General features: G+C 56.8%; 10 protein-coding genes and 1 tRNA gene. 4 read left to right on the forward strand and 7 right to left on the reverse strand.

What is annotated here, in order from left to right:
* Nucleotides 1–95 precede the first annotated feature (95 nt).
* Together QS713_RS00985 and purB are read right to left on the reverse strand one after the other, a co-directional pair.
* A complete protein-coding gene (locus QS713_RS00985) occupies nucleotides 96–1,430 on the reverse strand; it encodes an APC family permease (protein WP_313271718.1) in 1,335 nt (444 codons plus the stop codon).
* Between the two features lie 388 nt (nucleotides 1,431–1,818).
* Entirely contained in the window at nucleotides 1,819–3,261 is a 1,443-nt protein-coding gene (gene purB / locus QS713_RS00990; protein WP_313271719.1) for an adenylosuccinate lyase, read from the reverse strand.
* Between the two features lie 154 nt (nucleotides 3,262–3,415).
* Between purB and QS713_RS00995 the strand changes: the two genes are divergently transcribed.
* From QS713_RS00995 to hisC, 3 genes are all read left to right on the forward strand, one after another.
* Entirely contained in the window at nucleotides 3,416–3,685 is a 270-nt protein-coding gene (locus QS713_RS00995) for a hypothetical protein (RefSeq protein WP_313271721.1), read from the forward strand.
* Entirely contained in the window at nucleotides 3,682–5,244 is a 1,563-nt protein-coding gene (locus tag QS713_RS01000) for an alpha/beta hydrolase family protein (protein WP_313271723.1), read from the forward strand. The genes QS713_RS00995 and QS713_RS01000 overlap by 4 nt, the downstream gene beginning before the upstream one ends.
* 211 nt (nucleotides 5,245–5,455) lie before the next feature.
* Nucleotides 5,456–6,544, forward strand: coding sequence for a histidinol-phosphate transaminase (gene hisC, locus QS713_RS01005; protein WP_313271725.1), 1,089 nt, complete (start codon nucleotides 5,456–5,458; stop codon nucleotides 6,542–6,544).
* Here the strand turns inward: hisC and QS713_RS01010 are convergent.
* The 4 genes from QS713_RS01010 to QS713_RS01025 all read right to left on the reverse strand — a co-directional run bounded on the left by QS713_RS01010 (nucleotide 6,533) and on the right by QS713_RS01025 (nucleotide 12,415).
* Nucleotides 6,533–7,501, reverse strand: coding sequence for a YwiC-like family protein (locus QS713_RS01010; protein ID WP_313271726.1), 969 nt, complete (start codon nucleotides 7,499–7,501; stop codon nucleotides 6,533–6,535). The genes hisC and QS713_RS01010 overlap by 12 nt on opposite strands.
* Before the next feature lie 286 nt (nucleotides 7,502–7,787).
* Complete coding sequence (locus tag QS713_RS01015; protein WP_313271728.1) at nucleotides 7,788–11,579, reverse strand: hypothetical protein; 3,792 nt, start codon at nucleotides 11,577–11,579, stop codon at nucleotides 7,788–7,790.
* Nucleotides 11,580–11,708: 129 nt separating this feature from the next.
* Nucleotides 11,709–11,793 (reverse strand) — tRNA-Ser (locus tag QS713_RS01020).
* Nucleotides 11,794–11,854: 61 nt separating this feature from the next.
* Complete coding sequence (locus tag QS713_RS01025) at nucleotides 11,855–12,415, reverse strand: nucleoside deaminase (RefSeq protein ID WP_313271730.1); 561 nt, start codon at nucleotides 12,413–12,415, stop codon at nucleotides 11,855–11,857.
* A 30-nt stretch (nucleotides 12,416–12,445) separates the two neighbouring features.
* Between QS713_RS01025 and upp the strand changes: the two genes are divergently transcribed.
* On the forward strand, nucleotides 12,446–13,084 hold the full coding sequence (gene upp / locus QS713_RS01030) for a uracil phosphoribosyltransferase (protein ID WP_102216870.1): 639 nt from the start codon (nucleotides 12,446–12,448) through the stop codon (nucleotides 13,082–13,084).
* Nucleotides 13,085–13,218: 134 nt separating this feature from the next.
* Here upp and QS713_RS01035 read toward each other — a convergent pair whose 3' ends face one another.
* The gene (locus QS713_RS01035; protein WP_313271732.1) at nucleotides 13,219–14,058 is read right to left on the reverse strand and encodes a MetQ/NlpA family ABC transporter substrate-binding protein; all 840 of its coding nucleotides are present in this window, start codon (nucleotides 14,056–14,058) and stop codon (nucleotides 13,219–13,221) included.
* Between the last annotated feature and the right edge of the window lie 12 nt (nucleotides 14,059–14,070).

The following is a 14,070-nucleotide window of genomic DNA, read 5'->3' on the forward strand; positions in this document are numbered from 1 at the left end:
GCTTTACGCCGCCCCCGTTTAACTGCGGGCGGGCTCACTTGCCAGGTGATTACACCCCGCGTGTTTAACTGCGGGCGCGCCTAGTGCAGAGGTGATTAACTGCGGGCGCGCTGACCGCGGATGTGTTTGGCCGCGTACACGATCCCGCCTACCACCGCCCAGATAGCGGCAATAGTTAGTGCCAGGCGTGCTGCATCTACCAGCAGGTTCACCACAATAATGATCCCGATGATGGGCACCACCGCGGCTTTCCACCCTTCCCCACGGCCCCGCGCGTAGTAGCCGATCACGGAGATGTGCAGGAAGATGAACGCCACCAGCGCCCCAACCGTCACCATCGTAGACAGGGTTTCTAAACCATCGGCATGCAACGCAGCGACCGTAGAGACCACCAGCGTGATCCCCGCAGAAACGAGCGTGGCGTTGCGCGGCACGCCCTCACGCGCATCTACCTGCCCCAAGAAAGCCGGAAGGTCGTGGTCACGACCCATCGCGAACAAAAGACGCGACGCCGCTGCCTGCGCCACGAGCGCACTGAAAACCGGGCCGATAGAACGCATGATCGTGATCGGCAAATGCAACCACGATCCAATGGACGCGTCGAGCATGTCGTAAAAAGCAGTTCCCTGCAGGTCCGGGTGGGAACGCAGAACCTCCGGAGAATACGGGGTGAGCAACGACGCCACGTAAGTTTGCGCTACGAACAAAACCGCGGCAACCACTAGGCACCAGCCGAGTGCCCGCCCCACATCACGCGTGTCCCCAGTGGTTTCTTCAGCGAACGAAGCGATCGCATCGAACCCCAAGAACGCTAACGCAGCCACCGTTGCTGCACCGAGCACACCGCGAATATCCAAGGTTTGCGCGCCAATGATGGGTGACAGCCACGGCCTCTGCGGCCCCACAGTGAACAGAACCCACAGGCCTGCGATTAGGAACACGGACAGGGCGATGACCTCAATAATCAACATGACCATGCCAACTTTTGTTGCAAGTTTAACGCCCAACAGGTTCAAAACCGTCACCAGCACCACGCCCGCTAGCGTGAGCGCCCAAACCGGGAGGGAAGGCACCAGCGCGTGGGTCGCGATCCCCATGAACAGCACCGCCATCGCGGGAATGAACAGGTAGTCCAAAGACAACATCCAACCGGCAAAGAAGGCAGGTCCTTTCCCGAGCCCCGCTTCGGAATACGCGTAAACAGAACCGGCTTTAGGTACCGCGTGGCTCATCCGCGCATACGAGTACGCAGTAGCTCCCATCGCACAAACCGCGATTACGAACACGAGTGGGGTAACCCCACCACTTCGCGCGTCGAGCACACCGAAAGTGCCCATCGGCGCGGTTATCCCAATGAACAGCATGCCGTACACGATCAAATCCGTGACCGACAGTGTTCGCCGCAGTTTTGGTTCAGCAGTTGACGTCATTTATCGACCTTTTCGTTAATCTTCCCTCTTCTCGCCGTCACTTCAACACTTGCACTACCCACATTTATTCCCCTTGCACCGCGTATTTCGCTACTCGCGCTAGTTTTGCTTACGACGCTCGGAAGAACGCGGCTCAGGCCGCTCACTTAGTGCACTTTATCGCTGTTCACAGCACTGCAGTTACGCGTGTTTACTCCACTTGCTGTGCGTGTCGCGTTTGTGCAACGTGCACGCATTGCGTAGCGTGCGCACCGCGTTCCCGTAGCGTATGCATATTTCGTGCACTACCGGCAGCTGGGTCATGTTTGTGCGACTTATTGAGGGTTTCTTTCTGTCTAGTTAGGGAACTATTTCCCTTTGCGGGGGACGTATCCCTTTATTTAGGAATCTATTTCCCTATGTATTGGGTAAGCATGGGGGCCACCCCCACGTAGTTCGCAGGGGTTAGGGCCAGCAGGCGTTTTTCTTCTTCCGCTGGGAGCCCGAGTTCTTTAATAAAACATCGCATGGAAGACCCATCTATTTTGTGTCCGCGCGTTAGTTCTTTCAGCCGCTCGTATGGATCTTCCATCCCTTTAACACCAGCGATCGCTAGAACCCGCATGGTTTGCTGCACGGCTTCACCCAGGACCTCCCAGTTATTTTCAAGGTCCGCACGCATTTTGCTTGCGTTCACGTCCACGCCTTCCAGCCCGCGCCGCAAGTTATTGAGCGCGAGGAGGGAGTGGCCCAACGCCACCCCGATCGTGCGTTTGGTGGACGAGTCCGTGAGGTCCCGTTGCATCCGCGACGTCGTAAGCGTTTGCGCAAGGTTGTCGAGCAGCGCACACGACACCTCCAGGTTCGCTTCCGCATTTTCGAACCGAATGGGATTGACCTTATGCGGCATTGTGGACGATCCCGTACTGCCTTGCGCCTGCAGGTTCTGGTGGAAATAATCCATTGAAATGTACGTCCACGCGTCAGTCGCCAGATTGTGGGCCACCCGGTTGTAGTGGGCAACGTGTGCATACAGGTCCGCTTGCCAGTCGTAGCTTTCGATTTGTGTGGTGAGGGGGTTCCATTCCAGCCCGAGGCTACCCACAAACTCTTTGGTGACCGCTAGCCAATCCACGTTCGGTAGTGCCACCACGTGCGCCGCGTACGTGCCGGTTGCACCATTCATTTTCCCGAGGTACTCGGTGGCCTCTACGCAGCGACGCTGGCGCGAAAGTCGGTGCGCAAAAACGGCGAGTTCTTTACCGACCGTAGTGGGGGTCGCGGGTTGCCCGTGTGTGCGCGCCAGCATCGGGGTTGCGGAGTGCGCTTGGATCATTACCTGCAACTGGTCTTCGAGTTTGCGTGCGGCTGGCAACCAGATTTGCTCAACCGCCCCTTTAATTCCCAGGGCGTACGCCAGGTTGTTCACGTCTTCCGAGGTGCAGAAGATATGCACTACCTCGTGCAAAGCTTTAAGTTTTTCACCGTCTAGTTCTACACCGTCCAGGTCCGCTGGCGCGTTGTCTAAGCGGTGTTTTACGTAGTATTCAACTGCTTTAACATCGTGGCGCGTCTGTGCTTCAGCCTGGGCGATCCACGCGATCGCGTCCGCGTCAAAATCCTCAGCGATACTGCGTAAGTAATCACGCTGCGCGTCTGTCAGCTGCGGGGCACCGGGCAGTAGTTGGTGGTCGAGCAAGAAGATGAGCCATTCGACTTCGACGTGTACCCGCGCCCGGTTCAACGCGGGTTCCGACAGGTGGTTCACCAGTGGAGCGGCAACGCGCCGGTAGCGGCCATCCAGGGGCCCTAACGCGATCGAAGGCTGAATAGTCGAAAGGTCGATGCTCATACAGTAATTGTTGCATAAAACAGTATGAGAATACTAAGGCGCTCATCACAACACGCATTCACCGCCGGTGTAAACTACCCGGGGCTGTGGATAGACCTAATACACAGGATAGGCGTGTACACAGCCCGATGCTCTCCGCGTTATTGCCCCCTCTGTGGTCCGATACTTTTTCTACGTGGACTTCATAACAGATATTTCATTGTCGGGAGCATGTATTTCCCTAGAGAGCAGCGCATCAGCAGTGCGTGACCTCGCGATGGAGTGGGAGGGGTCGGCTGCTGCATCGGCTCGGTCCCGCCAACGCGAAATCGCAGACAAAGTGGAGCACGCCGCCGGGTTAGCGCGGCAAGCCCAAGCGTCTTGCAAGAAACTACAGGCATTACAGGCCGCCCAAGTGGCGTCCGCATTAGTGGGGGCACCGTGACTGTCGTAATAGATTCGGGCCAGACCCGAGTGAACACTGTGAGCATTCTTCTAGCCGCATTCACAGCGAAAACAATTGTGGCGCAACTGCAGATCGCCAAGGGAGCAATCAGTCTTGCACGTATTCCCGTGCAAGCCACCGCCATGACTGTACCGTTCGGCAGCTCCGCTGCTGCTCAGCTGGATGCGGCTAACGCCGCTATTCCCATCGCGGAACTGGATGAGTTTGCCACTAACTTATTGTACGTAGCAAGGATCATGGATACGGTAGAAAACCAGGTGCGCGGCTCATTCGAGTTCTCTCGAGGGCTCGCGGCTTGGTTAACCGGCGACCAACTGCGGGGCATAGAGACCGCGCATTTGATTAGCCCTGCCGCTCAAGTGCTTCGCCCCATTATTGACGAAACGCGAAGAAAGGTAGCGCTCCCACTTGGGATAATCGCGTTTTGGCAAGACGAAAGTAAACGCGGTGACAGTATTTTAACTGGACCGTTTTCACTGAAGAAAGCCGGTGAATTCCTCAAACGTGGAGTGGCTGAAATCTTCAGTGGCTACTACATCCACTCTCCCCTCCTCCACCCGCGTGATGATGTGCGTCAAAGCGCGCGGGGAATAGCTGTGATCTGGGAGCGGTTAGTGCGCGCAACCGACCCGAATTTCTTTCCGATAACTCGGATCCGAGAATCCTCAACTGGAGAACAGGTGCACGAGTTCGATTCGATTAACACCCACTATGGTTTACGCGATGCAGCAGTGTGCGGCATGCTCACCAATCGTCTGAGCAAGAACAGTGATTGCGTGATTCCCGTGCGATCTTTAAAGGATAAGCACGGCAAAGAACCCGGGGTGGAAGTTAGTACACCTATGAACTCAGCGGACGTGCTGAACCGGGTGCATGATTTGGCTACCAGTACGCGCGATGAGAACACTAATACGATTGAGATCCTACGCCACAACACCCCCGGGTCTAGCCGCCCAAGCTGGTCCGTAAACATGCGGGGGACACAAACGTGGATGGTGGGCCGAAACCCGGCTGATGGGTTGAATGATGTGAAGATCATGGGTGGCCTGGTCACAGACCTGGAGCAAAGTGTGGCTGACGCAATGAAAAGCGCGGGCGTTCAACCGGGTGATGCCGTAGAGTTCGCGGGGCATTCGCAAGGTGGGATGGTGGCTGCCTCACTTGCTGGGTCCGAACTAATGCAAAAGAAGTACAACGTGGCGAGCGTTATCGCCGCTGGATCACCGATAGATGGGATTCGTGGGCTCGAGAACACGCCTGTTGTTTCTTACATGAATACGGCCGACCTGGTACCCGCTTTGGATGGTCGCGCCGTTCATGGCACCAATGAGCACATAATGGTGCACTCCATTACTCAGCGTGATTATGCGCATTCACTACCCGGATATGTTGAGGATGCGTTAGAAGCCGACAACAAAGGAGACGTTAACTTTGACGCGCTGGCGCAACAGCGGCGCAACAAGTTGGGCTTGCGGGAAGATACGGTTACGACCGCGGTCCGGTTTGACCTGGACCGAGTTAAAGAGGCGAGCAAGTAAAACCCGCCTAGCCAGGGAGCCACCCAGTCGATTCCAGCCCCTGCCGGGTAAAGCCCAGCCAGGAACCACCCTGCCGGGAACCACCCAGCCGGGTAAAGCCCAGCTAGGTGCCGGCAAGGGCGTGCGGGAAGCGCTCCGGCGCTCGTGGGGCACCGCTTCCCAGACTGTTGGGCGGTGTTCTAGCCCCGTGGCGTGGGCGTAAACTGGGGTTATGAACCACTGCCATGTTTCGATTCGCCCCGACGTTGCCGCACTCCCTAACTACGTGCCGGGCAAACGGCCTCAGGGGAAAAACCCAGCAAAACTATCTTCCAACGAAAACCCGTACCTGCCACCACAAGCCGTGCTCGCAGCGTTCGCAGACACGGCACAATCCGTGAACCGGTACCCAGACATGGCTTGCACCGAATTGCGTGAAACGTTGGGGCAAATGCATGGGGTTGCTCCGCAGCAGATTCTGGTTGGGGATGGTTCTTCCGCAACCCTGCTGCACGCGTTAACTACTGTGGCTCATCCGGGTAGCGAAGTGGTGTTTGCGTGGCGATCTTTTGAGTCCTACCCGATCGCCGTCCCAACAGTTGGGGCCAAACCAGTGGCTGTTCCCCTCACCAACAAGGGTGATCACGACCTTGATGCAATGCTCGCAGCCGTAACTGATCGCACGTGCGCAGTGATTGTGTGCACCCCAAACAATCCCACTGGGAACGCGATCACCCTGCAGGCACTGCGAGAATTCTTGTCGCACCTTCCAAGCAGCGTGATGGTGCTGGTGGATGAAGCGTATATTGAGTTCGCCTCCGCCCCCGGGGTTGAGACCGCGTTGGGTTTGCTCGGCGAGTTCGCGAACCTCGTGGTTATGCGCACGTTCTCCAAAGCCTACGGTTTAGCGGGTTTACGCGTCGGCTACCTGGTGGGACACGAGGAGTTGATCGCAGCGATCACGCGTGTCGCCACTCCATTTGGCGTGTCCACAACCGCGCAGGCCACGGCTTTAGCTGCGCTGCAAAACCGCGGTTACGTAGAAGAAGCGGTGGCAGCTCTGTGTGAGCAGCGCGACGCGACGATCACAACGCTGCGGAACCTAGGGTTAAAAGTGTGGGATAGTCAAACTAACTTCTTTTGGATACCCGCCGAGGATTGTCCCCTGCCACCCGCGGAGTTGGCCGCACGTTTCTTAGCCCAAGGGGTTGCAGTGCGGGCGTTCCCACAGGGGGTGCGGATCAGCGTGGGGCTACCGCAAGACAACGAGCGGTTAATCCACGTATTCCACGACCTGTTGATGGGCGGCTCAGTACGGTAATGTAACCACGATCAGGGCGGACAGGGCGATTTCCGGTAGCCCGATTGCCCGCGGGGGCCACGGTTTTGCCCGCAACCTCGCGGAAACTGGCATGCCCACTGCCCGCCCCAGCGTAACCGCCCACGCAAGCAGATGCCACGGGGAAACGAGGCCCCGGGTGAACAGCAGCAGTATCACGGCGAACGCGATCGCGTGGGCGGTGATGGAACCGATCAGCCACGGGTTGGAACGGCGCTTTCGAATCAGGGTTTTGACGTACGGCACCGTTAAGAGGAAGTAGGTGAACAGCAGGCACCAGAGGAACCAGGCGTGCGTCATCAGTGGACTGCTTTGCCAAAACACTTCGGCGGTGGAGATCGAGGCGGCGACGGGCACGAGCAGTGTGGACGCGGCGATCGTGGCTGTGCGCGAAAGCATTCCCCGTTCTTTCCGTTGCCACGCAGTGATCGCAGCGATTGCGACTAGGGGAATGTAGACGAGTGCCCACGATACTAGAGTGGGGCGGGCGATGAGCAGTGGGATGCCGAGCAGCCCGGTGATGATGGCGTAGGTGGTTGTGGATTTGCGGTAGCGGGTGCGGAAGTGGAATTTAACCCATTTTTCAGCGGCACCGAAGAAGAGGAAACCACTGGTCCACGCGAGTGCAAGCAGGATGTGCACCGCGCTCAGTGGAGCGAGGATCAGGCCGGCGATCAGTGGGAAAAACGCCATTCCCCAGGAGCCGTGTTGGTCGGTGATCCACCCGTTTTTAACTGCCGGTGATGTTTTGAACGGCCGCTTCCGCGCACCACTTGACTGATGTTTGCTTGAGCGGTGCACCTCCGAAGAGCCGCTGTGCGACTGCTGCGCCCTGGAGCCGCCGCTAGTTGTCTTGCCCGCCCGTGGCGAGGGAGAGGACGTCGCGGACGATTTTTGGGGTGTTTGTTCTTGTGTTGCGGAAGAGTTGTCCATAAGCATATTCTACGGATTTTTTCGGGTTAAATGTGGGACCGGGTTAAATGACTGAGCAAATCTCGGACCGAAGCAAATCTGGTACTGGGTTAATGACCGGGTAAATGTGGGACTGGGGTTTGGGGTAGTGGATATGCTTCGCGGCCAGTACCGCTGGTGTGGAACCGGATCGGTACTGGCCGCGTGCTCTCGTTGCTTATTGGCGCTCTGTTAGCGCTGGGTTTTGCTTTGTTCACCCGGGTTTTTTCTCACTAGCCCTGGGTTTTGCTTTGTTCACCCCGGTTTTGTCTTACTAGCGCTGGTTTTTTACGCTGTTGCGCCTGCCGATTGCTAGTGCTGCAAGCCCCAGCCCGGTGATGGTAACCACTGGTGCTACCAGGCCTGCTGCTTGCGAACCGGAGGACGCGAGGTTGGATTCCTTCGCTTGCGTTAGGGTCACGTGTTTGAATCCTGGTGCTTTAGCAGGGGTTTTGTGCGTGGCACCCGGGTTCACCACATTCCCAGCAGGATGCTCACCCTGCCCGGCGCCTGGTGTCGTCTGCTGGCCGTGCGTCCCCTGGTTACCGTGTTGGTTACCTTGTTCGCCGATCTGGTTGCCCTGTTCACCGGGTTCATTCCCTTGGCCGCCGGGCTGGTTACCTTGCTCACCGGTGCCGGGGGTTTCTTCCCCACCGGTTTCGGGTGCGCATGGTTTCGGCAGTTCAGCACTGAATTCCCATTCGGTTTTCACTCCTGGTAGGAACGCGAACCGGTCTTCTGGTTGCGCTTTTACGGTTACTGACGTTCCGTACTCGTATTCGTGCTTGCCCGCGCTCACGGCTTCACCGTTGAGAGTGTAGTGCACGTGGTCGCTGCTGGGGATCGTGACGAATGGTTTCACTTTGCACGATGAGGGGTCGGATGCGTCTGGCACTGTCCCTTTAACTGCAGCGGGGGTTACGTGGTAGTAGTCGTATGCGCGTTTAGCTTCTGCGTACGCAGCTTTTGCGTTGTCGTATTTCTCTTGTGCTGCCGCGAGCGCGGTGGCTGAAGCGTTGGCTTGCTTTTTCGCTTCTGTGAGCGCTTCTTGCGCAGCTTGCGCTTTCTCTAATGCTGTTTTGAGGTCCGTGACCGCCGTGTTGATGGGGGTGAACTCTGGTGCGTCTACCTTCTGAGTGTCCACCCCGCTCCATTTGAGGGACTGCGCTTTTACTTGTAGCTGCTTGGCGTCCTCTAGGTTTTGCTCTGCTTGTTCTGCGTCTGCTTTGGCGGTTTCTAATGTTTGGTGCGCGGAGTCTGCTGCTGCCCGCGCTTTCTGGAGGTTCAGGGTGGCTGCTTCCACCCCGTTCCCAGCGGCGAGCATCTGGTTGTATGCCTGCTGTTTTTGCGTGGCTTCATCAGTTTTGTTTTGGGCTAACTGTTGCGCTTGCTCAACTTTGGTTTGAGCAGTTTGCAGCTGCGTGTTTTTCTGGTTGAACGCTTGTTGTTTAGCTTCTTGAGTTTGCGTTGCTTTTTGTGCTGCTGCTTGCGCTTGAGTTAACGCTACTTGTTTATCGTCCAGTTGTTCTTGCGCTTTTGTGACGGCTTGCTGCGCTGCTAGTAAAGCTGCGTCATCACCGCTGAGTGCCGCAAGTTTTTCTTGAGCGTTTTTAAGTTCTTCCTGGTGTGCTGCTACTAGTTCTTCCGCTGCTCTGAGTTTGTCTTCTTCCCGCCCGAGGCTGGTTTGCGCTTGCGTAACTGCTTGATCAGCTTCGTCGTACGCAGCTTTCGCCTGGTCCACAGTTTGCTGCTTAGCGTTAACTTCAGCTTGTGCGGCAGCAACTTTACTGGTGGCGGCCTGAGCTTCTTCTGCTCGGCTCGACGCTTCACCCTGCTTGTCGGTGAGGTCTTTTTGCGCGCTGTCTACCGCGGTTTGCGCTTGCTCGGCTCTTGCTTGAGCTTCGGCTAACTCTTTTTGCTTCTGCACCACAATGTCTGATGCAGAGTTATTTTGCGCATTTTCGAGGTCTTCCAACGCTTTATCTAACGCTGCTTTAGACTCGGCAGAACCATCAGTAAGCTGGGCTTTCAAAGTGTCGTAGTACTCGTTAAATACCTGTGCGTATTTTTCTAACGTAATGGCTGTTGTGGGATCTGCTGCCCCATCAAGCATCTGTTGAACGTGAGTTTGTTGCCCCGCAGCGTTCTTGGCAATACCGTAACCTGTTACCGTCGTTTCTGGCTCAACGATGGACTTGAAGTGGCCCACGCTCGTCACTATCCACCGCCCGTACATTTCATTGTGCTGAGTTAGTTGAGCTCTGATCTGTTCATCAGTTTTTCCCTCAGCACTCAGTTTCTCGTACCAGTATTTCTCTGCGGTGTACCAACCTGCGTATGGGTCTGTCGTATCATTGGCCGAAGGTTCGACGAACTTGCCGGAGCTGTCAATTACATTGTGGGGTTTAGCCGCAATGGTTGGCACTAGGATTTCATGCATGTTTCCGTATAGTCCAGGTGGGAGCGCCAGGTTGCCATGGTCCTGTGTGCGTGCCGAGATGTTCGCGTTCACCTGGGCCGAGGCCATTACGGAGCTGTGTATTTTCCACGGCTCTAGTGGTTGCCCTTCAGTTGATGTGGAGTGCGCTCTAATGTCGTTGCCTTCTTTAAGGAAGTCAAGGGAGGCCTTCATATTGTCCAGGCTGGTGGCGTCTCCGTCTTGGCCAACTTTGGTGTCACTTCCAGCGTTGTCAATAATGGCAGCAGCGTCTGTGTCACCGTTCTTCTCGAAGAATCCTTTGGAGCCTAGCGCCCATTGTTTCTGCGCTTCTGCTTTTGAGGCTTCTACCGCTTGCTTGGCTTTGTCAACGTTCGCTTGTGCCTGCTCAACAGTCATGCCACTTTGGTTACCAGCAGCTTCAGCTTTCGTGTCGTCCAACGCTTTCTGCGCGGTTTCCACTGCCTTATCCGCTTGCAGCTTCTCCTGCTGAGCCTTTTCCAACGCTGCTTGCGCATCTTGCACAGCCGTGTCAGCCGCCTGTTTTTGCGCTTGCGCCTGCTCGGCTTGCTGCTGCGCCTGTTCTAAAGCAGTTTGGGCGGCCTGCTGCTCAGCTTCCGCAGCTGCTACCGCTTCTTCTTTGCTGTGCAGCTCCGTCATTTTCGCCATCACAGCCGCGTTACCTGCGGTAACAGCCTGCTTCTGCGTATCCACCTGCGCTTGCGCTTGATCCAACGCCGCCTGCGCATCCTCCACCGCTTTTTGCGCCTCACTCAGAGCCTCATCGTCACCGAGCTCACCTTGCAGTTTCTGCAACGCCTGCTGCTTTTCCTGCAGTACTCCCTGCGCGTCCTCAACCGCCTTCTGCGCGGTCGCCAAATCCGCGGCCGCTGCCTCAGACGCTTGTTTAGCCTGCGCCAGCTCCTGCTCAGCATCCGATTTTTCCGCATTCACCTGCGCGAGCTGATCCTGCGCTTGCTTAGCCGCAGCCTCAGCTGCCGCCGCGTCTGCCTGCGCTTGCTCCGCCGCTTCCTTCGCAGCCGCGATTGCCTCCGGATCCGACGCCCCCGCCTGAGCCTTCTCTAAAACCGCCTGCGCTTCCCGCACCGCCGCATCAGCAGCATCCGCATCCACCTGCGCTTGCTGCAGCACCTGGTTCGCCGCCGCAACTTTCGCTTCCGCCTTCTCCACGCGAGCAGCGATATCCGCCTGTACCTTCGCCACCGCTGAGTCCCCAGCCGCATCCGCCGCCTTAACCTCGTTGGCCGCAGTGTCCGCCGTAGCCTCCGCTGCCTTCACCGCCTGGGCGTCTTTATCCGCCTGAGTTTTCGCCGCCTCCAGCTCAGCGCCAGCTTCCTCTTGAGCGGCCTGCGTGGTTTCTACCGCCTGCTCAGATTCCGTTGCGTTAGTAGGCAAACCTTGGTTTGCGTTCGTGTCCTTTTCTGTTTCCTGAGGGAGGTTATTCTCCGTAGGTGCCGAATCGGCTGCCATCCCAGGCACCACGGTTGTGAGCGCCAAAACTGCACTCAACCCAAGGCCCGTGCTTACACGCGCCATCCCCCGGCTGTGACGCGCTTTTCTTACTGAGGGTTTACCAAACTGAGCTGCCGCTCGACGCTGACGTGACATTACTACTCCCGCGCAAGTGTTGAAGGAAAGGGTTAGAACAGTTCTTACTGTACATTGCGCGAAGAAGAAAAGACATGGTTGTCCACAAACACGCTGCACCAAAACTGGTGCGCCCCAAAAACAGGAAAGCGGTGGAGGTGGGATTTGAACCCACGGTGGCTTGCACCACACAGCATTTCGAGTGCTGCACCTTCGGCCGCTCGGACACTCCACCTTAGAACGCTCAGCACCTCAAGCATCAAAAAGAAGCGACGCGAAGCATTCGGCTTTCAAGTTTACATGTTTCTACGCGAAGCGAAAAATCTGCGCAGCACAAACTCGCAATCGTGTTCTAACACACCTGCCACAACTTCCACCTGGTGGTTCAAACGCGAATCACGCACCACGTCCCGCACCGAACCACACGCCCCCGCTTTCGGATCCCACGTCCCAAACACCAGGCGTGGCACGCGCGACGCCACCACCGCCCCCGCACACATCGTGCACGGCTCCAACGTGACCACCAGCGTGCAGCCCTCAAGCCGCCACCCTCCCCGCTGCTTCGCAGCTGCCACCAACGCATTCACTTCTGCGTGCCCCACGGGGTTACCGGCGGCCTCACGGTCATTAAAACCCTGCCCAATTACCTCACCGGCCTCATCTAAAACTACAGCCCCAACCGGCACGTCTCCCGCTTCACCGGCCCGCCGGGCTAGACGCAACGCCCGCACCATCGCTTCCTTATAATCCACAGCCAACTCCAAATCCAACCTCCACACACTAGGCCGCTCGACCCGCACGGGCAATTGGGTAAACATCGAACACAACACAATCACGCCGCGCGGCAAATAATCCACTCCACACGCTTCACACGGTATTCTAGAAGCATGCGAGTTATAGAAGTAAAACACCCCCTGATCGCCCACAAATTAACTGAAATGCGTCAGAAGGAAACGCCGTCATCGACTTTCCGTCATCTAACAGAAGAACTGTTGATGCTACTGACCTACGAAGCCACCCGAGACATCGCTGTTGAAGATGTTGAAATTGAAACGCCCGTCGCGAAAACGACGGGCACTCGTTTATCAAAACCCCGCCCCCTAGTGGTTCCTATCCTGAGGGCCGGCCTTGGCATGCTAGACGGCATGATGCGGCTACTGCCCACAGCGGAAGTTGGGTTCCTCGGGATGGTCCGCGACGACGCCACCTTGCAGGTGGAAACGTACGCTAACCGGCTTCCCGAAGACCTGGAGGGCCGCCAGTGCTTCATCCTCGACCCGATGCTCGCCACCGGCCACACCATGATCGCGGCAATCGACTACCTGCTAGACCACGGGGCGCGTGACGTCACCTGCCTGTGCCTCCTATCCGCCCCGCAGGGTCTAAAAGCCCTCGAAGAAGCGGTCGGGGATCGCGCGAACGTAACTATCGTTACCGGTGCGATCGATGAAGGTCTGAACGAACACTCCTACATCGTGCCCGGCCTTGGGGATGCCGGGGACAGGCTCTACGGCGTAATCGACTAACCACCCCTAGCTGCAAACAACGCGCTAATACAAATAAAACCTCTGCCCGGGCCTGACAAACCAATGTCACCTCGGGCAGAGGCTTTATTCAACGCGTAGCCCGCGTTACGTTAGAACGCGAAGATCACCTGAGGTTAGAACGCGGGAATAACCGACTTGTCCTTGAAAGTGTCCTCAATAAACTTCTTCACCTGATCACTGTGCAGCAACTCATCCAGTTTTTTCAGATGCTCATCATCCTTATCTTTTGCTGCCCATACCAACACGTTGTTTGCCGGGTTGTTTTCTGGCGATTCAACTAACAAAGCATCATCGGCGGCGCTCAACCCGCCTTCGCTCGCGAAGTTTCCGTTAATTACTGCCGCGTCCACATCCTGCAGCGCCCGCACAAGCTGCGGCCCCTCAACTTCTTTAAAATCAAAGTTTTTTAGTTTTTTAACTTTATCGATCGTGAGGTCCTCAGCTCCCTTCGGCACTTCCACCAGCCCCGCTTGCTCCAGCAGGTGCAGCGCCCGATCTTGGTTCACCGGGTCGCTGATGATCCCGATGGTTGCCCCGTCACCAATTTCTTTCATGTCCTTATGTTTCTTCGAGTAGATCGCAAGCGGTTCCAGGTGCACGGGTTTACCGGGCACAAAATCGTATCCGCGTTCCTTCGATTCCTTCTTTAAATACGGCACGGTCTGGTAGAAGTTCGCATCCAAATCCCCCGACGCAAGCGCCTGGTTCGGTTGTACGTAGTCCGTGAACTCCACAATATCTAGTTTTAGACCCGCGTCTTTAGCCAGTTTGTCGTCTATAAAATGCAGAATTTGCGCATGAGGGGATGGCGACGCTCCTACCCTCAATGTCGTAACCGCGGAATCACTGCCCGACCCGTCACTGCCGGCATCGGATCCGGAGGTTGAACCACAGCCCGTTAAGACGAGCGCTGCTGATGCTGCCACTGCAGCGAAAACACGTGAGAAACGCATAGTTATTTCCTG

The sequence above is a fragment of the Gleimia hominis genome (genome assembly GCF_032085515.1).
In the GTDB taxonomy this organism is placed as follows: domain Bacteria; phylum Actinomycetota; class Actinomycetes; order Actinomycetales; family Actinomycetaceae; genus Gleimia; species Gleimia hominis.

What these genes read in the sequence shown, in the direction of transcription:
- QS713_RS00985 (WP_313271718.1), bottom strand. Translation starts at nt 1,430, where the DNA reads ATGACGTCAACTGCTGAACCAAAACTGCGGCGAACACTGTCGGTCACG.
- purB (WP_313271719.1), bottom strand. Translation starts at nt 3,261, where the DNA reads ATGAGCATCGACCTTTCGACTATTCAGCCTTCGATCGCGTTAGGGCCC.
- hisC (WP_313271725.1), top strand. Translation starts at nt 5,456, where the DNA reads ATGAACCACTGCCATGTTTCGATTCGCCCCGACGTTGCCGCACTCCCT.
- QS713_RS01010 (WP_313271726.1), bottom strand. Translation starts at nt 7,501, where the DNA reads ATGCTTATGGACAACTCTTCCGCAACACAAGAACAAACACCCCAAAAA.
- QS713_RS01015 (WP_313271728.1), bottom strand. Translation starts at nt 11,579, where the DNA reads ATGTCACGTCAGCGTCGAGCGGCAGCTCAGTTTGGTAAACCCTCAGTA.
- upp (WP_102216870.1), top strand. Translation starts at nt 12,446, where the DNA reads ATGCGAGTTATAGAAGTAAAACACCCCCTGATCGCCCACAAATTAACT.
- QS713_RS01035 (WP_313271732.1), bottom strand. Translation starts at nt 14,058, where the DNA reads ATGCGTTTCTCACGTGTTTTCGCTGCAGTGGCAGCATCAGCAGCGCTC.